13 protein-coding genes and 1 tRNA gene are annotated in these 21,798 nt (G+C 73.0%); 9 read left to right on the forward strand and 5 right to left on the reverse strand.

Annotated features, from left to right (window positions below):
- Positions 1-25 precede the first annotated feature (25 nt).
- From ACZ518_RS15690 to ACZ518_RS15730, 9 genes are all read left to right on the forward strand, one after another.
- Complete coding sequence (locus ACZ518_RS15690; protein ID WP_469113592.1) at positions 26-1,315, forward strand: M16 family metallopeptidase; 1,290 nt, start codon at positions 26-28, stop codon at positions 1,313-1,315.
- Entirely contained in the window at positions 1,312-2,634 is a 1,323-nt protein-coding gene (locus tag ACZ518_RS15695) for a M16 family metallopeptidase (protein ID WP_469113593.1), read from the forward strand. Before ACZ518_RS15690 ends, ACZ518_RS15695 begins: the two co-directional genes overlap by 4 nt.
- Positions 2,631-3,236 carry a flavoprotein gene (locus tag ACZ518_RS15700; protein WP_469113594.1) on the forward strand — a complete coding sequence of 202 codons (606 nt, stop codon included), beginning with the start codon at positions 2,631-2,633 and terminating at the stop codon, positions 3,234-3,236. Before ACZ518_RS15695 ends, ACZ518_RS15700 begins: the two co-directional genes overlap by 4 nt.
- On the forward strand, positions 3,226-4,170 hold the full coding sequence (locus ACZ518_RS15705; protein ID WP_469113595.1) for a hypothetical protein: 945 nt from the start codon (positions 3,226-3,228) through the stop codon (positions 4,168-4,170). The genes ACZ518_RS15700 and ACZ518_RS15705 overlap by 11 nt, the downstream gene beginning before the upstream one ends.
- A 181-nt stretch (positions 4,171-4,351) precedes the next feature.
- Entirely contained in the window at positions 4,352-6,079 is a 1,728-nt protein-coding gene (locus ACZ518_RS15710; protein WP_469113596.1) for a hypothetical protein, read from the forward strand.
- A 150-nt stretch (positions 6,080-6,229) separates the two neighbouring features.
- Complete coding sequence (serS, locus tag ACZ518_RS15715) at positions 6,230-7,522, forward strand: serine--tRNA ligase (protein WP_469113597.1); 1,293 nt, start codon at positions 6,230-6,232, stop codon at positions 7,520-7,522.
- A 489-nt stretch (positions 7,523-8,011) separates the two neighbouring features.
- On the forward strand, positions 8,012-9,655 hold the full coding sequence (locus ACZ518_RS15720; protein WP_469113598.1) for an MFS transporter: 1,644 nt from the start codon (positions 8,012-8,014) through the stop codon (positions 9,653-9,655).
- Between the two features lie 2 nt (positions 9,656-9,657).
- Positions 9,658-11,430 carry a DEAD/DEAH box helicase gene (locus tag ACZ518_RS15725; RefSeq protein ID WP_469113599.1) on the forward strand — a complete coding sequence of 591 codons (1,773 nt, stop codon included), beginning with the start codon at positions 9,658-9,660 and terminating at the stop codon, positions 11,428-11,430.
- 3 nt (positions 11,431-11,433) lie between these two features.
- Positions 11,434-12,045, forward strand: a complete 612-nt coding sequence (locus ACZ518_RS15730) for a hypothetical protein (RefSeq protein ID WP_469113600.1) — start codon at positions 11,434-11,436, stop codon at positions 12,043-12,045.
- Positions 12,046-12,063: 18 nt separating this feature from the next.
- Here ACZ518_RS15730 and ACZ518_RS15735 read toward each other — a convergent pair.
- The 5 genes from ACZ518_RS15735 to topA form a co-directional block, all read right to left on the reverse strand.
- Positions 12,064-12,137 (reverse strand) — tRNA-Thr (locus tag ACZ518_RS15735).
- A 105-nt stretch (positions 12,138-12,242) separates the two neighbouring features.
- Positions 12,243-13,775 carry an alpha/beta hydrolase gene (locus ACZ518_RS15740; RefSeq protein WP_469113601.1) on the reverse strand — a complete coding sequence of 511 codons (1,533 nt, stop codon included), beginning with the start codon at positions 13,773-13,775 and terminating at the stop codon, positions 12,243-12,245.
- 211 nt (positions 13,776-13,986) lie between these two features.
- Complete coding sequence (locus ACZ518_RS15745) at positions 13,987-15,198, reverse strand: DNA polymerase III subunit delta' (protein ID WP_469113602.1); 1,212 nt, start codon at positions 15,196-15,198, stop codon at positions 13,987-13,989.
- Between the two features lie 105 nt (positions 15,199-15,303).
- Entirely contained in the window at positions 15,304-18,465 is a 3,162-nt protein-coding gene (gene tmk / locus ACZ518_RS15750; RefSeq protein WP_469113603.1) for a dTMP kinase, read from the reverse strand.
- Positions 18,466-18,737: 272 nt separating this feature from the next.
- Complete coding sequence (topA, locus tag ACZ518_RS15755) at positions 18,738-21,569, reverse strand: type I DNA topoisomerase (RefSeq protein ID WP_469113604.1); 2,832 nt, start codon at positions 21,567-21,569, stop codon at positions 18,738-18,740.
- Positions 21,570-21,798: the final 229 nt, after the last annotated feature.

The raw sequence follows: 21,798 nt of genomic DNA on the forward strand, positions 1-21,798 counted from the left end.
GGCCACAACAGGGAGTCGCCACGTCATGCCGGAGGATTTCGAGTCCCCCTCCCGCTTCACGCTGCCCAACGGCCTGCGCGTCGTGCTGTGCCGACGGGGCACGGCCCCGCTGGCGGCGGTCTGCGTGCACTACGACGTGGGGTTCCGGTCCGAGCCGGAAGGGCGCAGCGGTTTCGCCCACCTCTTCGAACACCTGATGTTCCAGGGCAGCGAGAACGTCGGACGTTCCGAGCACTTCACGATCGTGCAGGGATCGGGCGGAACGGCCAACGGATCCACCCGCCAGGACTACACCGAGTACTACCAGATCGCTCCCGCGTCGGCCCTCGAAAGACTGCTGTTCCTCGAGGCGGACCGAATGCGGACGCTGCGGCTCACCCAGAATTCCCTTGACACCCAGCTGGCGGTGGTCAAGGAGGAAATAAAGCTGAACGTCCACGACCGCCCTTATGGCGGATTCCCCTGGACGAACCTCCCTTCGGTGCTCTACCGGAAATTCTCCAACGCGCACAACGGCTACGGCGATTTCATCGATCTCGACCGCGCCACGCTGGAGGAATGCGCCGCCTTCTTCGACGGCTACTACACGCCGTCGAACGCCGTGCTCACGGTCGTCGGCGACATCGATCCGGCACGGACCCTGGAGTGGGTCACCAGGCACTTCGGCGACATCACGGCACGGCCGGCGGCGGCCCCTCAGGACCTGTCGGAACCCTGGCCGTCCGAACCCGCGACCGGCGACCACACCGACCGGCGCGCCCCCCTGCCCGCCACGGCCGTCGGCTACCGCCTGCCCGACCCGGCCGCCGAACGCGAGCGCTACCTCGGCCACATCGCCCTGGCCGCGATCCTCGGCGGCCCCTCCGGACGCCTGCGGCAGCGGGCCCTCGCCCGGGGCGTCAGCCTCACGACCGCCACCGCCCAGTGCGGTTTCTTCGGCCCCTTCGACGCCCGGGACCCCGACACCTTCGTCGTGACGGCCCGGCACCCCTCGACAGAGCACCGCGAGGTCACCGGCGCGATCGCGGCGGCGCTGGAGGACCTCGCCGGACCGGGGCCCGCCGACGCCGAAGTGGCCGCCGCGATCAGCGGGACCGCCGCCGGGTGGCACCGCAAGCACGACAACCTCCTCGCCTTCGCGAGGGCCGTCGGGGCCTCGGCCCTGCTCCACGACGAGCCGTCGCTGCCGATGGACCTCCCCGGACACCTGGAGGCCCTCGGGCCCGGCCCGGTACGCGACGCGGCCGCGAGCCTGGCCGGCAGCAGGCCCGCCGCACTCCTGGTCCACACGCGCGACGCCGGAGGAACACGGTGACGAGGCCCCTGCCCCCGCTCCATCCCGAGAAGCCCCTCGCCCTTCCCCGCGTGGTCGAACGGCACCTGGCCACCGGCCTGCGGATCTTCGCGGTGCCCAGGAAGGGCGCTCCGCTGGTCGAAGTCCGCGTCCTCGTCCCGCTGTCGGCCGGCGACCCCCTGCGGTCGGTGGCGGCCGAGCTGCTCACGACGACGGCCTTCACCGGGTCCGTACGGCTGGACGGCCGCGACGTCCCCTGGGACTCCGCATTCACCACCGGCCGGCCACAGGCGCAGCGCATGGCGGAGTGGCTGACGGTCGTCGGACACGTGCCCGCCGCCGGGCTCGGCCGGATGCTCGCCATGGTCGCCTCCTGGCTGACCGCGCCCGACGTCCCCGAGGACCGCCTCGCCCAGGAACGCGAGCGGCTGTCCCAGGCCCTGGCGATCCTCGACGCCCAGCCCCAGCGCATCGCCCTGCGCGAGCTCAACCGGGCCCGGTACGGCGACCTGCCGGTGTTCGGCGCGTGGCCGCCGGCCGCCACCGTGGCGGCCCTCACCGCGGACGACGTGCGCGAGACGCACCGCACGTGCCTCTCGCTCCGCGAGGCCCGCGTGATCGTCGTCGGGGACATCGACGCCGACGCCACGGCCGACACGGTGGCGGCGGCCTTCTCCGGCATGCCCTCCGGCGCCGCGGCACCGCCCGTACCCGGGCCGGCGCCGGCCCGCCGCATGCGGCTGGTCCCGCGCCCCGGGGCCGCCCAGTCCCACGTGGCGCTGTCCTGCCGCTCCGTGCCCTTCGGCCACCCCCAGTACCCGGCGCTCGCCGTGGCCAACGCGGTGTTCGCCGGGTACTTCTCCTCCCGGCTGGTGGCGAACATCCGCGAGCGGCGGGGCCTGGCGTACCACGCCCTGTCGCGCTTCGACCGCACCCTCGGCTCCCCTTCCACGGTGACCGACGTGGTCTGCGGGACGCCGTCGACCGGGCTGGTGGTGTCCGAGATCCTCGCCGAGCTGACGAACCTGCTGGAGAGCCCGCCGACGCCACGGGAGATCGACGGGGCCCGCACCTACCTCAGGGGCTCCCTGCTGACCGCCACCGCCTCCCAGTCGGACCTGGCCAACCTCCTCGCCTCGCTGTGCTGCTGGGACGTGGGCACCGACTGGATCCAGGAGTATCCACGGCAACTCCTGGAGGTCACCGCGGACGAGGTCGCCGCGGCCTGCCGGGACTTCTTCGGCCCCGGCCCGGAGGCGGGCGTCGTCCTCGGCGACCCGGAGGCAGCGGGGCCGTCCCTGGCCCGGTTCGGATTCGAGGCAGCAGGAGATCAGACGTGACCGAGGAAATCCCCACCGGCGGCGTGCCCGTCCCGGAGTTCACCGCCGAACGGCTGCTCGTCGTCGCGACGGGTGCCGTCCACGCGGCCCATCTCCCCACCTGGGCGGGCTGGCTCCGGCTGGCCTACCCGCGCCTGGAGACCCGTATCGTCGTCACCCGCAGCGCCGAACGCTTCGTCAGCCGGGCCGCGCTGGCCGCCCTCGGCGGTGGCGAAGTACTGCTCGACGTCTGGCCGGAGGAGGCCACGAACACCGCCCGGCACGTCGAACTCGCCCAGTGGGCGGACTCGGCGATCGTCTATCCGGCCACCATGAACTTCATCGCCCGCTTCGCCACCGGCATGGCGGACACCCCGGCCATGCTCGCCCTGCAGTGCACCCGCGCCCCGATAGCGGTGGCCCCGGCACTCCCTCCGGGCGGGCAGGAGAACGTCACCCTGCGACACCACCTGGAGTCCCTCGGAGCCCGCCCGAACGTGGTGGTCGTCCCCACCACCCCCGGCCGCAGCATCACCACCGGACGCGACGACGCCGCCGTGCCGCCGCCGCTGCCCGTGGTGATCGGCGCACTGGCGCGGAAGCGGGCGGACCATGCTGGTTGAGGAATACGGCACCCGGCAGCTGCGCACCCGGATCTTCACCACCCCGGACGCCCGCTACCTCTGGCACCGGACACACCTGCCGGTGCCGGGCACGGCGCGGACCCGGACCACCCACCGCCTCCACTCCTCGGCGAACGTGGCGGCGGCCACGTTCGACTGGGACACGGACACCGAGACGGAAACGGCCGCCTACACCGCTCCCGGCGCCAAGTCCCTGGCCCGCACCGTCTGGCCGCCCGCCCCCGCGCCCTTCCCCCTGGGCCCGGTCGTGGAAGCCGTCGCCCACGCCCTCCGCGACCTCAACGAACGCCCCGTCCCCCCGGGCGCCACAGGACCGCCGCCCGCCCTCGACCGCCTCGCCCGGTGGCTCCGTACCGGCACCGGTCCGGAAGGCGCGGTCCGGCTCCACCGCCTCTGTACGGACCGCCTGGGACCCACCCGGCTGAACACCCTCGTCGAGTGGTGCCACGGCGCTTCCCCGGGCGGCACGGAAGACGTACTGCTCCACGGCGAACCGTCCCTGGGCCTCACGGTCCCCGCCCCGGACGGCCGCCACACGGTCCTGCTCACCGGCGAGACCCTGTCCCGCGGAAGACCCGAACACGACGCGGGCTGGCTCCTGGGCGAACTCGCGGAAATGGCGGACGTGGCCGCCCGCAACCTCCCGGACGCATCGGCGGCAACGCCCTTCCGCCTCATGTCCGAAGCCTTCCTCACCGCCCGCGGCCCCGCCCTGGACGACACCCTCCTGTGCCGCAGCGCCACCCTGCGCCGCACGGCACACCTCGTGGACTTCGCCGGCAACGTCGGCTGGAGCGAGGGCATCACGGCCTACACCGACATCCTGGCCGCCCTGACCGACAACCCCCACTCCGTACTCGCCCCCCTCACCCCGCCGGCCCCGGACGGACCGGAACAGGGGCCCAATACCTGAGACGAACTGTTCCAACGCCCTGCAGGTCGATGCATACTCGTCGCCCTGGCCGTCGGCACTGCCCGCCGCGCGGCCTGCTGGAGCGCTGCTTGGGGGGGATGTGGTCTCTGGGGACAGTCGGCTGGTGAGGGTCGCCGTGCTCGGCAGCCGGACTTCGGACCAGCCCGTGATCTTGCCGCCGGTGCACGACGACGCTCTGCGGCTCAAGAGGCTCCACGGCTCCAACGCCTTCTGGTGCGGGACTCTCATCGGTGGGTGCGGTGGCATCCTCACCGCACGGATATGCCACGGCAGGGTCAGCCACTTCGCGCACCGGCCAGGGGAGGTGTGCAGGCGGCGCCGGACCGACGAGGACAGCGCCGATCCCTTGTACCTCCACCGGGAGGTACGCCGCTGGCTGGACAAGTGCGGGCTGGATCACCGGCTGGAACTGCGCAGGCAGACCAATGAGGACTGGACGTACCTGGACGCCTTCCTGCCGGCGCCGGGGCTCAGTCTGCGCTTCTACTGCCCGTACGACAACGGGATCCTGCCGCGTTCGGAAGTGGAATTCGCGCTGAGCGGGAGCTACGACGACGTACTGCTGGGAGAGCACACCCGCGTGTCCCGGCAACTCTTCGGCAAGCGGGGGTACCTGCTGCGGCTGAGGATGGTGAGTGCCCGGCGCGAGGGCCTCTGGCACCGGCGCGTCCAGATCGGCACCGAGCTTCCCGGGCGCGGTGTCGAGTGGCGGCCTCTCGACGAGTGCTGGATCACAGCGTCCGGCCTGATGACACCGCTGGCGGCTCGGTCAGGTCCGCGAGGACGGACCGTCGAACGGTACCGGCAGCCGGCTCCGGTCCGCGCCGGCCAGCAGGCGGTGACGGCAGGGGAACCGCAACGCCGCGGCGGGACCGCAGGTCCCATCACGCCATGGCAGGAAGCCGTGTTCACACTCCGGGACTTCCTGCTGCTCTGCGCCGCACACGGTGAAACCACGACGTGGGCCGACCTGGGGGCAATTGCCGGTCTCGACCTCGGCACCTTCGACAACTCCCGCTGCAAGATCCTGCTCAGCAGCGTGGACGCCGCGACACCCCTGGCGGAGCCGCCCCTCACGATCCTTGTCCGTGGAGACAACGGCCGGCCTCTCCCCTACCTCGACGAAGTCGTGACATCGCTTGGCCGAATCGTTCCTTCTGGACGCACCCGCCTCGAATGGTGCGAGAAGCAGACCCAGCGGCTGTTCGCGGTGCACAGGTCGACGGGGTCGAGCCCCGGAAACGCCCGACTCGAATCGGCGCGACGCGACACGAAGCGCATCAGCGCATTGCTGGACAAGGCCCAGGAACGACTGGACTTCGCCGGCAACCGGGAACGGCAGGCACTCGTGAAGGCGATGAAGGACGCCCGCTCCTGGCAGGACCGGTGGCGCCTGGCCGGGCGGCGCGGAGTCGCCTACCGCACCTGGTGGACCGGGCGGGAAGGAAGTCCGGGCAAGCACGCCGTCGCCCTCGAGCAGGCCGTCCAACGGAGTGGCGCGGTCCTGGAGGCGGTGCGGCGGCGGCTGACCGAGGCGGCGCACCGGGGCCACACCGTCACGGTCGCCGACCTGTTCGGGCCGAAAGGGTGCGCGGCCCCGAGCCCTCCGCCCGCGGGCCTGGTACGCGTTCTCGTCCGTGCGGAGGGCTCGGTAACCGACGACGTGCCCATCCTCAGCAGCCTGCTCACGGCGGACGCCGGCGAGCCCCCGCCCGAGGCCCGGGACATCCTCGCGGGCCTCGGCTTCGTCCGACCCGTGTCGGACGACGTGCTCGGAATCGTCTGGCGGCAGGAGCGGCAACGCGCCTGGGCAGCGCACGCCACACCTCCCCAGGAGATGTCACCGCGCCGCATCCCCCGTGCGGCCCATGCCAACCGAGGATCCTGACCAGGCTCTTTCCCCGCGCTGGAGCACACACGCAGGGCGGTCCACAGGTCCGGGGGACCGCGGCAATATTGCGGATCGGCCAGGGGCCGGGGGTTGCTACCGTCGATCCGGTATCCCCATCCCGCTCGCTGGAGAAGAAGGATCTTCCTCATGCATGATGCCCGCGCCCTGATCGACATGGGTGCCGAAGCGGTTCGTCGGCTCGCTCGTCGCGGCTACTCCCTGGACCTGTCCCGGCTGGAAGACCTCCAGTCCCGGCGCAACCAGGGCATCCGCTCCGCCGACGAGCTGCGGGCGGAGTCCAAGCGGGTCGCGAGCGAGGTCCAGCAGACGGCCCGGCAGGGCGGGGACATCGCCGAGCTCAAGGAGCGCGCCCGCGAGCTGAAGGACCGGATCCGCGCGGCCGAGGCGGAGCAGGAGCAGGTCCAGGACGAGCTGCGCGAGCTGCTGCTGACCATCCCGAACCTGCCCGACGACGCGGCCCCCGACGGCGACTCCGAGGAGTTCGCGGTCGAGATCCGCCGCGTCGGGACCCCGCCGGCCTTCTCCTTCGAGCCGAAGGACCACGTCGACCTCGGCGAGGCCACCGGCATCCTCGACTTCGCCCGCGCCACGAAGCTCTCGGGCCCGCGCTTCGCGGTCTCCCGCGGCGCCGGCGCCGCCCTGGAGCGGGCCCTGGCCACCCTCTTCCTCGACATCCACACCCGTCGCCACGGATACGTCGAGCACTCCGTCCCGTACCTGGTCACCCGCAAGACGATGACCGGCACCGGCCAGCTGCCGAAGTTCGAGGAGGACCTGTTCAAGACGGGCGTCGCCGACCGCGAGCTCTTCCTCATCCCCACGGCCGAGGTCCCGCTGACCAACCTCTACGCCGACGAGATCATCCCGCCGGCCGAGCTGCCGCTGGCCCTGACCGCGCACACCCCCTGCTTCCGCTCCGAGGCCGGCTCCTACGGGCGCGACACCCGCGGCCTGATCCGCCAGCACCAGTTCGCCAAGGTCGAGATCGTCAAGATCGTCGACCCGGAGACCGCGGACACCGAGCTGGAGACGATGGTCGGCCACGCCGAGGCGTGCCTCAAGGAGCTCGGCCTCGCCTACCGCGTCGTCAAGCTGGCCGCCGGTGACACCGGCTTCTCCGCGCAGCTCACGTACGACATCGAGGTCTGGATCCCGAGCCAGAACACCTACCGGGAGATCTCCTCGGTCTCGAACTTCGGCACCTTCCAGGCCCGCCGCGCGGGCATCCGCACCCGCGGCGAGGACGGCAAGCCCAAGCCCGTCGCCACCCTCAACGGCTCCGGCCTGCCCATCGGCCGCACCCTGGCCGCGCTCCTGGAACAGTGCCAGCAGCAGGACGGCTCCCTCGTCCTGCCCGAGGCCCTCGTCCCGTACCTCGGCTTCCGCCGCATCGAGGCGGACGGGACCCCGGAGGCGTAGCCGCCGTACGCCCTCTCGGATCGGAACCCCAGGTCACCCTGTGACCTGGGTTTCTCTTTTCAGGCGGCGATACGCCGGGAGAATGTCCGGGACATTGACCCTGCAGGGCCGAATCTCCGACTCTCCGACTCTCTGACTTTCCAATTCCATCCCCGGGCGAATGGGGATTCGCCGGCCCGAGTTCTTTCCGTTCCCCCCATTCGGGAATTGGGGAGGAAAGGGCGCTCCGCCGGGCACGGGCCGACGGCACGGCCCGCGGGCCCCCACAGCGGGATCCGAGCTTGACAGAGCGCCTGGCAGCATGCCCTCGGCGAGTGCGCCGAATCGGCGGTCCGTTGATGCGCTCAAGAATTGACACAGAGCTTGGATCATGCCCTCGACGGCGCACGGAAATCGGCAACTGCCCGCGAGTTATTGAGTGTTGACATCCGTCTTTGCATTGCCTACGGTCCCGGTCGTCAGGTTTTTCCGATCGCCCCGAAGGTGTTAATGACCTCCTCTGCCCTGCCGAAATTCAGGCAGCAGCTGATTCTTGCCGTCCTCATGGTGTGCTCACTGCTGATCTGGCTGGACAACACCGTCCTGAGCACCACCCTGGAGACCCTCGCGGACCCGGTGGAAGGACTGCGCGCCGGCCCGGCCGAGCTGCAATGGGCCACCGGCTCGTACACGCTCGCCTTCGCCACCCTGATGTTCACCGCAGGCGCCCTGGGCGACCGCTTCGGCCACCGGACCGTGCTCGCGACGGGCCTGGTGGTGTTCGCCGGGGCCTCGGTGTGGGCGGCGTACGCGGGCGACGCGGGTCAGCTGATCGCCGCCCGGGCCGCGATGGGCGTCGGCAGCGCACTGATCATGCCCGCGAACCTGGCCATCCTCATGTGGACCTTCACCGGCCCCGCGCGAACCACCGCGATCGCCGTCTCCTCGACGTCCGCCGGCGTCGGGATGGCCGTGGGCCCGGTGCTGGCCGGGGTACTCCTCGACCACTTCTGGTGGGGCTCGGTCTTCCTCGTCAACGTCCCGGTCGTGGTGCTGGCGCTGGCCGGCATCGCCCTGCTGGTCCCGAACTTCCGCAGCCCCGTGGTGCGGCCGCTGGACCCGGCCGGGATGCTGCTGTCGATCAGCGGCCTCGCGGCGCTCGCCTACGGCCTGATCCGCGCGGGGCAGGTGGCGGCCTGGAGCCGTACGGACGTCTGGGGGCCGATCGCCGTCGGACTGGTCCTGCTGGCCGGGTTCGTACGCGTCGAACTGCGCGCCAAGGTCCCCGGTTTCGATCCCCGGCTGCTCGCCCAGCGCGCCTTCGGCGGCGGCAACGCGGCCCTCGGACTGCTTCTCTTCGCCGTCTCCGCCATCACCTTCTACAACGCGTTCTACCTGCAGGGCGCCCGCGGCCACTCGCCGATCGAGGCGGGCCTGGCCGGCCTCCCGACCGCGCTCGGCGCGATCCTGGGGGCACCCCTCGGCGCGCGCCTGGTGCGTCGCTGGCCGCTGCGGACCGTCACCGTCCCGGCCCTCACCGTGGCGGCTCTGACCATGGGCGCCTACGGGCTCTTCGGCCTGGAGACCCCCCTCGTCCGGATCGAACTCCTGCTGCTGGTCCAGGGCCTTTCCATCGGCATGGTGCTCGGCCCGGTGACCGCGGCACTGATCAGCACGCTGCCGCTCGAACGGGCCGGCGCCGGGTCGGCCGTCACCAACACCGTGCGACAGACCGGCAGCGTGATCGGCATCGCCGTCGGCGGCACGATCATGCAGATCGCGTACCGGCGCGCGATCGAGCCCTCCCTGGACGGTGTGCCCGGACCGGTGCGGGAACAGGCGCGGACATCCGCCGAACAGGCCCGGCACCTCGCCGACGCGACCCACCGGCCCGCACTCGCCCGCGCCGCCGACGAGGCGTTCGTCCACGCCATGAACGTCGGCGCGGTATGGATCATGCTCATCGCGCTCCTGGGAGCAGTCGTCCTGCTGATCGCCCTGCGCCCGGCCCGCAAGCCCGCGGCCGCGGCCGCGGCACCCGGACGGGAAGCCGACCCGTCCGCGGCCGGGACGGAACCCGCGGCCGGGACGGAACCCGCGGCCGGGGCCGACGCCCGCCGCCCGCGTGCGGACGCCAACGAGCGCGGCCGCTGACCATGGGAACCAGTCAGGCCACGTACCTGCCGGACCGCCACATGTTCGCCCTGTGGACCTGGTCCGGACACGCCGTGGGGGCGGCCCCGCAGGTCGGTGACACCAACACCCTTCCTCTGGCCGTCCCGGCCCAGGACCTCGGCAGGCTGGAGGTGTCCGACGTCGACTGCGCGCTGATCGAGCCGGACCGGCTCGTCGGAGCGCCCCTCGATTCGCCCGGCCGGTCGGTGGACGTCTGGCGGTCGTGGATCGCCGGCGGCGAACCGGCCCTGCCGATCGCGGCGCACGCCGTTCCCGATGCCACGGGTGTCGCCGTGACGACGGCGGAGCACGCCGGCGCCGTCTTCCGGCACACCACCGCCGTGGCGGCCGAACTGCGCACCGCGCTCACCGCCACGCTGCGGCCGTACCAGGTGCGCGGTGTGAGCTGGCTGCGCGAGACCATCGCCGCACACGGCGGCGCGGTGCTCGCCGACGAGATGGGACTCGGCAAGACCCTCCAGACCATCGGCTGTCTCGCCGGGCGCGCCGAAGAGGGGCCCCAACTGGTGGTGTGCCCCACCTCGCTGGTCGGCAACTGGGCGCACGAGATCGAGCGGTTCGCACCCGGCCTGCGGACCACGGTCTGGCGGGGCGGTCCCCTGGATGCGGTGGACAGCGGGACGGTGGTGCTCACCGGCTACCCGACGCTCCGCACGCACAGCCCGGCCGTGGCGGAGCACCACTGGCACACCGCGGTCTTCGACGAAGCGCAGGCGCTCAAGAATCCCCGTACGCAGGTGTCGAAGGCCGCGCGCGCCATCGCGGCCGAGGCTCGGATCGCCCTGACCGGAACGCCCGTCGAGAACCACCTGGACGAGCTCTGGGCCCTGCTCAACCTGGTCGCACCCCATCTGTTCGGGCACCGGACGCAGTTCCGCCGGCGCTTCGTGCGGCCCATCGAGGACGGCGGCTCCCGCGCCGCCTCCGCCCGACTGCGCGGGGCCATCGAGCCGGTCGTGCTGATGCGGAAGAAGTCCCAGGTCGCGACCTCGCTCCCGCCCAAGATCCGTGCCGACCTGATCTGCGACCTCACCGAGGAACAGGAGCGGCTGTACGACCGGCTGCTGGAGCAGGCCATCGACGACGGCTTCGGCAGCGGCGCCCGGCGCCGGACCAAGGTGCTGGCGGTCCTGACCGCGCTCAAGCAGGTCTGCAACCATCCGGGCCTGGTCTCGGACGACCTCGGTGAGCTGTCAGGAAGGTCGGGGAAGCTCGACCTCTGCACCGACATCGTGGCCAACAACCTGGAGAACGGCTCTCCGACCATCGTCTTCACCCAGTACCGGCAGACGGGCGAGCTGCTGATCCGGCACTTCGGCGAACGGTTCGGCGTGAGCACGCCGTTCTTCCACGGCGGCCTGAACCACGGACAACGCGCCGACATCGTCCGCCGGTTCCAGGCCGACGACGGCCCGGAGGTGCTCGTACTCAGCCTGAAGGCCGGCGGCACAGGGCTCACCCTCACCCGCGCGGCCGACGTCATCCACTTCGACCGATGGTGGAATCCGGCCGTGGAGGCGCAGGCCTCCGACCGGGTCCACCGGATCGGCCAGACCCGCACCGTCACCGTCACCACCCTGACCACGGGGACCACCGTCGAGGAGCACATCGCGGCCATGCACTCCCGGAAATCCGCACTGTCGGAGATCGCCGACACGTCCGGCGTCGCCGAGCTGACCCGCCTGGACGACGACCGCCTCATCGAGGTCCTGCGCCGGAAGCGAGCCGTCTGAACCATGGCCGCCAACGACTTCGGCTACACGAAGTGGGGCAAGGACTGGGTCCGGTTCGCCGAGTCGCTGCGCCAGACCCGCCCGGATCCACAACTGCCGAGCGCACGCCGGATGGCGCGCGACGGAAAGGTGCAGATCACGATCGACGGCCGGACCGTGCGTGCCGTCGTGCACCGCGGCCGCGGCACCACGGTGACGACGATCGAGGTGGCGTCGATGTCACCGGGGGCGACGGCCGAGATCTCCCGCCGGCTGAGCGGTGTCCATCCCGTCCTCACCGACGATCTGTACGGCGCGATCGCCGACGCGGGCCACCCGCCCGCGCCGAAACTCGCCGCCGTCGGCTGCTCCTGCCCGGCCGGCAGCCCACGGTGCGTCCATGAGCTGGCCGTCTACTACGACATGGCACGACGCATCGACGACGACCCGCGCATCGCCCTCGACGTCCAGGGCTTCTTCCGCGCTCCGGCGGACAGCACCGGAGTTTCCACTTCAGGGACACAGCAGCGGTGGATCGCACTCAACGCACTCGACCCCGCCGCCTACTTCACGGAGCCGACTGCCCGGGCGACACGCGGCCAAGAAAAAGCAAAACCCCCAGGTCACGGCGAGTGAGTCCTGGGGGTTCTACAGAGCCGCCTTCGGGATTCGAACCCGAGACCTACGCATTACGAGTGCGTTGCTCTGGCCAACTGAGCTAAGGCGGCACCACTGGGAAGACAAGAATTTCCCTGGAGGGAGGCTCTCATCAGCAGCGGCGCCAAGTCTACAGGGTTAAACCGGGTGCCCCGAACCGGGCCGGGCGGGCGGGGTCAGCAGCGTTTGCCGTCCGCCGGGGGCTGGCCCTGGAGGAGGTAGCGGTTGATCGCCGTGTCGACGCATTCGCTGCCACGGCCGTACGCCGTGTGGCCGTCGCCGTCGTACGTGAGGAGCGTGCCCGACTCCAGCTGGCCGGCCAGGGCCCGGGCCCACTTGTACGGGGTCGCCGGGTCGCGGGTGGTGCCGACCACCACGATCGGGGCCGCGCCCGCCGCCTTCAGGGGCTTCGCCGCGCCCGTGGCCGGCACCGGCCAGTACGCGCAGTTCAGGGAGGCCCAGGCCAGGCCCGCGCCGAAGACCGGGGAGGCCTTCTCGAAGGAGGGCAGCGCGGCGTCCACCGCCTCGGGGCCGCTGAAGGCCGGCGGCTGGTCCAGGCAGTTCACGGCCGCGTTGGCGTACATCAGGTTCGCGTACGAGCCGTCCGCCTCTCGCTCGTAGTAGCTGTCGGCGAGGGCCAGCAGGCCGGCGCCGTCGCCGTTCATCGCGGCGGTGAGGGCCTCGCGCAGCTGCGGCCAGGCGCTCTCGTCGTACAGGGCCGCGATCACGCCCGTGGTCGCGAGGGCCTCGCCCAGCGGGCGGGCCGGATCGCCCGAGGGGACCGGCTGGGCGTCGGCCTTGCGGAAGAACTCCTTCAGGCGCTGCGCCACCGCGTCCGGGCCGCCCTGGCCCAACGGGCAGTCGGTCTGCTTCGCGCAGTCCTTCGCGAAGGAGCGGAAGGCGGTCTCGAAGCCGGCCGTCTGGTCGCGGTTCAGGTCGAGGGACGAGCGGGACGGGTCCATCGCCCCGTCCAGGACCAGCCGGCCCACGCGGGCCGGGAAGAGGTCCGCGTACGTGGCGCCGAGGAACGTGCCGTACGAGGCTCCGACGTAGTTCAGCTTCTCGTCGCCGAGGACCGCGCGGAGCATGTCCATGTCCCGGGCGGCGTCCACGGTCGAGAGGTGCGGCAGCACCCGCTTCGAGCGCGTCTCGCAGCCCGCAGCGAACTCCTTGAACGCGGCCACCAGCTTCGCGCGCTCCGCCGGATCGTCCGGGGTCTGGTCCACCTGGGTGAAGCGGTCCATCGCCGGCCCGGTCAGGCACTCCACCGGGCTGCTGCGGGCCACGCCGCGCGGGTCGAAGGAGACCATGTCGTACTGGGAGCGCACGGCGGCCGGATAGCCGATGCCCGCGTACCCCTGGAGGTAGCCGATGCCGGAACCGCCGGGGCCGCCCGGGTTGACCAGCAGGGAGCCCAGGCGCTTGCCCGGGCCGGTGGCCGGCCGGCGGGCCACGGCGAGCTCGACGTCCTGCCCGGAGCCGGGGTCCGCGTAGTCCAGCGGCGCCTTCATGGTGGAGCACTGGAAGCCGGGGACACCGCAGTCGCGCCAGTTCAGCTTCTGGTCGTAGTACGGGCGCAGGGCGTCCGGGACCGCGGTGGGCTCGGCCGAGGCCGCCACCTCCGGCCCCCCGGTGGTGCACCCGGAGACCAGCAGCCCGGCGGCTGCGATCACGGTTCCGGCGGTACGCAGCAGGCGCCTGGTGTCCATGCCGCGAGCCTACGTGCTGCCGGCGGCCCCTGTCGGGCGCGCGGGATCCGGCGGCCGCCCACCGACCGGGCCCCTTCCGGGTCCCTTCCGGGGCCTTTCCGGGTCCCTTCCAGGCCTCGGCCGGGCGCCCGGCGCGTACCGGGCCGCCGCGGTGCCCCGCCCGGGTCCGCTCGTACGGGTGAACCGGGGCGCGTGCCGGGCGCGCGGACGGTCAGCCCGCGCGGAGCGCCATCGTCATGGCCTCCACCGCGAGCAGCGGCGCCACGTTCCGGTCGAGGGCCTGCCGGCAGGCGATGACCGCCTCGATGCGCCGCAGCGTGCGCTCGGGGCCCGAGGCACGGGCGATCCGGTCCAGGTCCGGCCGTATGTCCTCGTTGGCGATGGCGACCGCCGAGCCGAGCTGGAGGGCCAGCACGTCCCGGTAGAAGCCGGTGAGGTCGGTCAGGGCGAGGTCGAGGCTGTCGCGCTGGGTCCTGGTGCGGCGGCGCTTCTGGCGGTCCTCCAGCTCCTTCATCACCCCGGCGGTGCCGCGCGGCAGCCGGCCGCCCGCGCCCGCTCCGGCGCCGAGCGCGGCCCTCAGCTCCTCGGTCTCCTTGGTGTCGACCTCCTCCGCGACCTGCTTGGCGTCCTCGGCGGCGGCGTCGACCAGCTCCTGCGCGGCCTTGAGGCAGCCGCCCACGTCGTCCACCCGCAGCGGGAGCCTGAGGACGGCGGCGCGGCGGGCCCTGGCGTCCCCGTCGGTGGCGAGCCTGCGGGCCCGGTCGATGTGTCCCTGCGTCGCGCGGGCGGCGGCCGCCGCGGCGGCCGGCTCCACGCCGTCCCGGCGGACCAGGACGTCGGCCACCGCCGCCACGGACGGGGTGGTCAGGCTCAGGTGCCGGCAGCGGGAGCGGATCGTGGGCAGCACGTCCTCCAGGGAGGGCGCGCACAGCAGCCACACCGTCCGCGGAGCGGGCTCCTCCACGGCCTTGAGGAGGACGTTGCCCGCGCCCTCGGTGAGCCGGTCGGCGTCTTCCAGGACGATGACCTGCCAGCGCCCCACGGCGGGCGAGAGCTGGGCCCGGCGGACCAGGTCGCGGGTCTCCTTCACACCGATGGACAGCAGGTCGGTGCGCACGATCTCCACGTCGGCGTGGGTGCCTGCCATGGTGGTGTGGCAGCCGTCGCAGAATCCGCAGCCCGGTTCAGCGCCGAGGGCGCGGTCCGGGCTGACGCACTGGAGGGCCGCCGCGAAGGCGCGGGCGGCGGTGGCCCTGCCGGAGCCGGGCGGGCCGGTGAACAGCCAGGCGTGCGTCATCTTGGACGCGGGAGGCGGCGGGGCCCCCTGCGCGGTGGCCGTGACGAGGGCGTCGGCGTCGCGGGCGGCGGCGGCCAGCTGCGCCTGCACGCGATCCTGACCCACCAGGTCTTCCCACACGGGCATGCCGCCCACCGCCTTTCACTCTCCGTCGATACTGCCTGCTCACATTGTGGCGCCCGCCACTGACATTCCCGGCCCGCGGTCACTTTCCGTGAACCGCGCGCCCGGTCAGCGGCGGCGGCGCGGCCTGCCCCGCCCGTCGGCGTCGTCCTGGCCGTCCTCGTCGTCCGGGCGCGGGCCCAGCAGCTCGTCCGCCAGGGTCGGCAGGTCGTCCATCGGGGTCGCCTCGGCCCAGTCGGACGGGGCCCGGCGCGGCCGGCCGTCGTCGCCGACGACGGGGAGCTCGCGGGTCACGTCGTTCCCCGGGTCCCGGAAGATGCCCGGCGGCACCCGGTCGGCCGGGGCCTCCTGCGAGTGGGGTGCCGTCGGCCGCTCCGCCGGACGGGTCCGCGCGGACGGGGCCGGCCGGGCCTCGTCCCGCGCGGGGCCCTCGGGGCGCACGGGCGGCAGTACGGCCGTCTCGTCCACGGGGCGCGGGGCGCGCGGGTCGATCTTGGGCACCGGAACCGTCTGGGTCACGTCGTCGGGCTGCACGAACCGCCGGACCACCGGGGTCTCGACCGTGACGGCGTCGTCCGGCAGCGGCTCCTTGCGCATCACGACCTTCGGCGCGGGCTCCTCAGCCGCAGCGGGCGCGGCTTCGGCGGCCGCCGAAGCCCTGGCGGCGGACGCGGCGGCCGCGGCGGCGGCCGAGGCCTCCGCGAGCCGGCGTGCCTCCTCCGCCCGCAGCAGGGCCTCCTCGGCGCGCCGCTGCTTCTCCAGCCGCCGTTCCTCGGCCTCGGCGCGCAGCCGGGCCTCCTCCGCCTCCTGGAGCCGGATCCGCTCCCGCTCGGCGGCGCGGGCCTTCTCCTCGGCCTCGGCACGCAGCCGCTCGGCCTCGGCCCGGGCCCGGGCCTCCTCCTCGGCCCTCAGCCGCTCCTCCTCCGCGCGGCGGGCCGCCTCGGCCTCGGCACGCAGCCGGGCCTCCTCGGCCTCCCGGGCCAGGCGGGCCTCCTCCTCGGCCTTCAGGCGGGCTTCCTCCGCCTTGCGCGCGGCCTCCTCCTCGGCCTTGCGGCGGGCCTCCTCCTCCGCGAGCCGGCGGGCCTCGATCTGCGCGGCCACCTCGGCCTCGGAGAGCGGGAGCATCCGGTCCAGGCGGTGGAGCAGGACGGTGGTCACCGAGCCGGGGTCCTGCCCGGCGTCGACCACGAGGTAGCGGCCGGGGTCGGCGGCGGCGAGCGTCAGGAAGCCGGCCCGCACCCGCTGGTGGAACTCGGTCGGCTCGGACTCCAGCCGGTCCGGCGCCTCCGTGAACCGCTCCCGCGCGGTCTCCGGCGACACGTCGAGCAGCACGGTCAGGTTCGGCACGAGACCGCCGGTGGCCCAGCGGGAGATACGGGCGATCTCGGTCGGGGACAGGTCGCGCCCGGCGCCCTGGTAGGCCACCGAGGAGTCGATGTAGCGGTCGGTGATGACCACCGCACCCCGCTCCAGGGCGGGCCGGACCAGCGAGTCCACGTGCTCCGCGCGGTCGGCGGCGTACAGCAGGGCCTCGGCGCGGTTCGACAGCCCGGCGGAGGAGATGTCCAGCAGGATCGAGCGGAGCCGCTTGCCGACCGGGGTCGCACCCGGCTCGCGGGTCACGACGACCTCGTGGCCCTTGCCCCGTATCCAGTCGGCCAGCGCCTGCACCTGGGTGGACTTGCCGGCCCCGTCGCCGCCCTCGAGGGCGATGAAGAACCCGGTCGTGGGCGGGGCCTGTACGGGCTCTCCGCCGCGCAGCGCCTCGCGCAGGTCGCGGCGCAGCGGCACGCCGCCCCGGTCGTCGGCCTTGGCCAGGACCACCACCGCGACGGGCAGCAGCAGCGCTCCGGCCAGCATCAGCGCGTACGCGGCGCCGCCCAGCGGGAGGACGACCTGACCGCCGCCGATGCGGTGCGGGCCGATCGCCGCGGCCACCAGCGGGGCGGCGACCGCCCCGAGGGCGACCGCCACCCGGACCACGGCCTGCAGGTGCTCGGTGACCCGGGCCCGGCGGAACTCCTCGGTCTCCTGGTCGAGCAGGGTGTGGCCGGTGTTGGCCGCCACACCCGCGGCGGTGCCCGCGAGCAGCGCCAGGAACAGCACGGTCGCCGTGTCGGAGACCAGCCCGGCCAGCAGCAGAGCCAGCCCGGCCACGGCGACGGCCATGGCCAGCAGCCGGCGCCGGGACAGCGCGGGCAGCACCTTGCCGGCCTGCGTGGCGCGGATCCCCAGCGCGGTACCGCCGACGAGGGCGAGCACCAGCAGGGCGTACGCGGACGGGCCGCCGCCCAGGTCGAAGGCGTGCAGCACGGAGACGGACGCGGCGAAGGCGATCGCCCCCGCGACGGTGGCGCAGGCCACCACGAGCAGCCGGATCGCGCCGGTCCGGCCCTTCTCGGGCCGGTCGCCCGCCCTCGGGGCCCGCAGGCCCTCCAGCGGCGAACGCGGCCTCGGGGTCTTGACGGCGGGCAGCGTCAGCGGCACCAGCAGCGAGACGGACGCGGCGAACAGGCCGGCCGCCACGTACGAGCCGAGCGCCGCCTGGTTCGCGGCGAACCAGTCCACGCCCAGGGCCAGCGCCCGCCCGGTCAGCGTCGCGGCGAGCAGCGCGGCGGCCGCCACGGGCATCGCCGCGAACGCGGTGCGCAGCGAGAGCCGCCGCAGGGCGTCGAGGTGGTCGGGCAGGGGCCGTACGGTGGCCCCCTCCGGGGGCGGAGCCGGCAGCAGCGCGGGCGCGGCGCTCTCCTTGGCCAGCGTCCACACCCGCTCGGCGGCACCGGAGACGAACACGGTGGCCAGCAGCGCGGTCGTGGCGTGCGCGGGGATCCAGTCGAGCCACAGCGGGGCGACGACGAACAGGCCGATCCGCAGCCCGTCGGCACCGACCATCGTCCAGCGGCGGTCGAGCTTGCCTCCGGGGGCCGTGAGCTGGGCCAGCGGGCCGAGGAGGACCGCGCCGAACAGGACGGTGGCGAGGACGCGCACCGCGAAGACGGCGGCGACGGCGAAGGCCGCGCCCCGGTAGCCCCCGCCGAACAGGCCCTCCGATCCGGCGGTGACGGCCGCCTGGAGGGTCAGCAGCACCAGCACCAGCAGGGCGAGGGCGTCACCGATGCCGCTCACCAGCTGCGCGCTCCACAGCCGGCGCAGCCCGGGTGTGCGCAGCAGGGCGCGCACCGCTCGCTCGCGGGAGTCCGCGGCTAGGGCTTCGTCGTAGGTGGGCTTCTCGGAGTCGGTCACGACCGTCGGCTGCTCGGCTCGCGTCATCCGCCCAGCCTATCCGCTGCGCTTGGCCGTTGCGGGGGCCTGTGGACGACGCCGGGTGTGACCCGGCACCCACCTTCCGGGGGCTCCGCCCCGTGGTCCGCCGGCCGGGCGGGGCGGGGCCGCCGCGCGGGGCCGTTCCCCCACCCGCCTCTTCCACCGTTCCTCCCCCGGCTACCGCCGGGAGGTACCCCCAGTGGCTCCGCCCCGGACCCCGTTGCGCTCACACGCCGCGCGGGGGTCTGGGGGGCGGGCCCCCAGGGGGGAGCCGTCGGCTACTCGTCCGCCGGGCCGGACGCGGCGGCCTTCTTCGCCGCCGCCGTCGTCTTCTTCGCAGCCGTCGTCTTCTTGGCGGCCGCCGCCGTCGTCTTCTTCGCCGCGGCGGTCTTCGCCGCAGCCGCCTTCTTCGCCGGGGCCTTCTTGGCCGGGGCCTTCTTCGCGGGAGCCTTCTTCGCGGTCTTCTTCGCCGGCGCCTTGGCGCGCTTCTCCGCGAGCAGCTCGTAGCCCCGCTCCGGCGTGATCGTCTCGACGTCGTCGTCCCGCCGCAGCGTCGCGTTCGTCTCGCCGTCCGTCACGTACGGGCCGAAGCGGCCGTCCTTGACCACGACCGGCTTCTCGCTCACCGGGTCCGTGCCCAGCTCCTTCAGCGGCGGCTTGGCCGCGGCCCGGCCCCGCTGCTTCGGCTGCGCGTAGATCGCCAGGGCCTCGTCCAGGGTGATCGAGAACAGCTGGTCCTCGGTCTCCAGGGAGCGCGAGTCCGTGCCCTTCTTCAGGTACGGGCCGTAGCGGCCGTTCTGGGCGGTGATCTCCACGCCCTCCGCGTCCGTGCCGACGACGCGCGGCAGCGACATCAGCTTCAGGGCGTCGTCGAGGGTGACGGTGTCCAGGGACATCGACTTGAACAGCGAGGCCGTCCGCGGCTTGACCGCGTTCTTGCCCGTCTTCGGCGTGCCCTCGGGCAGGATCTCCGTCACGTACGGCCCGTAGCGGCCGTCCTTGGCGACGATCTGGTTGCCGCTCACCGGGTCGGCGCCCAGCTGGAACTCGCCGCTCGGCTTGGCGAAGAGCTCCTGTGCGTACTCGACCGTCAGCTCGTCCGGAGCCAGGTCGTCCGGCACGTCGGCGCGCTGGTGGCCCTCCGCGTCCTTCTCGCCCTTCTCCACGTACGGCCCGTAGCGGCCGACGCGCAGCACGATGCCGTCGCCGACCGGGAAGGAGGAGATCTCCCGGGCGTCGATCGCGCCGAGGTCCGTGACCAGCTCCTTCAGGCCGCCGAGGTGGTCGCCGTCGGCCGGTACGACCTCCGAGGCGTCCTCGGAGCCGAAGTAGAACCGCTTCAGCCACGGCACGGACTGGGCCTCGCCCCGCGCGATGCGGTCGAGGTCGTCCTCCATCTTGGCGGTGAAGTCGTAGTCGACGAGCCGGCCGAAGTGCGTCTCCAGCAGGTTCACCACGGCGAACGACAGGAAGGACGGCACGAGGGCCGTGCCCTTCTTGAAGACGTAGCCGCGGTCGAGGATCGTGCCGATGATCGACGCGTACGTCGACGGGCGGCCGATCTCCCGCTCCTCCAGCTCCTTGACCAGCGAGGCCTCTGTGTAGCGGGCCGGCGGCTTGGTGGAGTGGCCGTCGGCGGTGATCTCCTCGGCCGTCAGCGCGTCGCCCTCGGTGACCTGCGGCAGCCGCCGCTCGCGGTCGTCGAGCTCGGCGTTCGGGTCGTCCGCGCCCTCGACGTACGCCTTCATGAAGCCGTGGAAGGTGATGGTCTTGCCGGAGGCGCTGAACTCGGCGTCCCGCCCGTCCGACGCCCGGCCGCCGATCTTCACGGTCACCGAGTTGCCGGTCGCGTCCTTCATCTGGGAGGCGACGGTCCGCTTCCAGATGAGCTCGTACAGGCGGAACTGGTCGCCGGTCAGACCGGTCTCGGCGGGGGTGCGGAAACGATCACCCGAAGGCCGGATCGCCTCGTGCGCCTCCTGCGCGTTCTTGACCTTGCCCGCGTAGACGCGCGGCTTCTCCGGCAGGTAGTCGGCCCCGTAGAGCTGGGTGACCTGCGCACGCGCCGCCGTCACCGCGGTGTCGGAGAGCGTGGTGGAGTCCGTACGCATGTAGGTGATGAAGCCGTTCTCGTACAGCTTCTGCGCCACCTGCATCGTCGCCTTCGCACCGAAGCCCAGCTTGCGCGAGGCCTCCTGCTGGAGCGTCGTCGTGCGGAAGGGGGCGTACGGGGAGCGGCGGTACGGCTTGGACTCGACCGAGCGGACGGCGAACGAGGTCTCGGCCAGCGCGGCGGCCAGCGCCCGGGCGTTCGCCTCGTCGAGGTGCAGCACCTCGCTCTTGAGCTGCCCGTTCGGGCCGAAGTCGCGGCCCTGCGCGACGCGCTTGCCGTCCACCGTGTTCAGGCGGGCGACCAGGGTCGACGGGTCGGAGGCGTCGCCGGCGCGGCCGGTGCCGAAGGTGCCGGTCAGGTCCCAGTACTCGGCGGAGCGGAAGGCGATGCGCTCACGCTCGCGCTCGACGACGAGGCGGGTGGCGACGGACTGGACGCGGCCGGCCGACAGCCGCGGCATGACCTTCTTCCACAGGACCGGCGAGACCTCGTAGCCGTAGAGGCGGTCGAGGATGCGGCGGGTCTCCTGGGCGTCGACCATGCGCTGGTTCAGCTCGCGCGGGTTGGCGACGGCGTCGCGGATCGCGTCCTTGGTGATCTCGTGGAAGACCATCCGGTGGACGGGGACCTTGGGCTTGAGGACTTCCTGGAGGTGCCACGCGATGGCTTCGCCCTCGCGGTCCTCATCGGTGGCGAGGAAGAGTTCGTCGGACTCGGCGAGCAGGTCCTTGAGCTTCCTGACCTGCGCCTTCTTGTCCGCATTGACCACGTAGATCGGCGCGAAGTCATGCTCGACGTCCACGCCGAGACGGCGGACCTCGCCGGTGTACTTGTCGGGGACCTCGGCCGCGCCGTTGGGGAGGTCGCGGATGTGCCCGACGCTCGCCTCGACGACGTATCCCGGGCCGAGGTAGCCCTTGATCGTCTTCGCCTTGGCAGGGGACTCGACGATGACGAGTCGGCGGCCGCCCTTTGCGGTCTCGCTAGTCGGGGACAACTTGGCTCTTCTCTCCGGTCGGCACGGTCGGCACTCGGTCGCGGTACGGCGACGCTGCGGAGTGTGACGGTACAACCCGCCCCCGTGTCAAACGGCACAAGCCCGCAACGGCCACTCGAACGGTAACCCGACAAGTGCCATTCCTGCCGCCCGGATGCCGCGCCGGGCCCCTCCCGGTCACCGGCCAGGGTGGCCCGGGGGCCGTCTGGCCCCGCATCCGAACCGGTCG

It is taken from the genome of Streptomyces sp. NPDC033966, assembly GCF_055575955.1.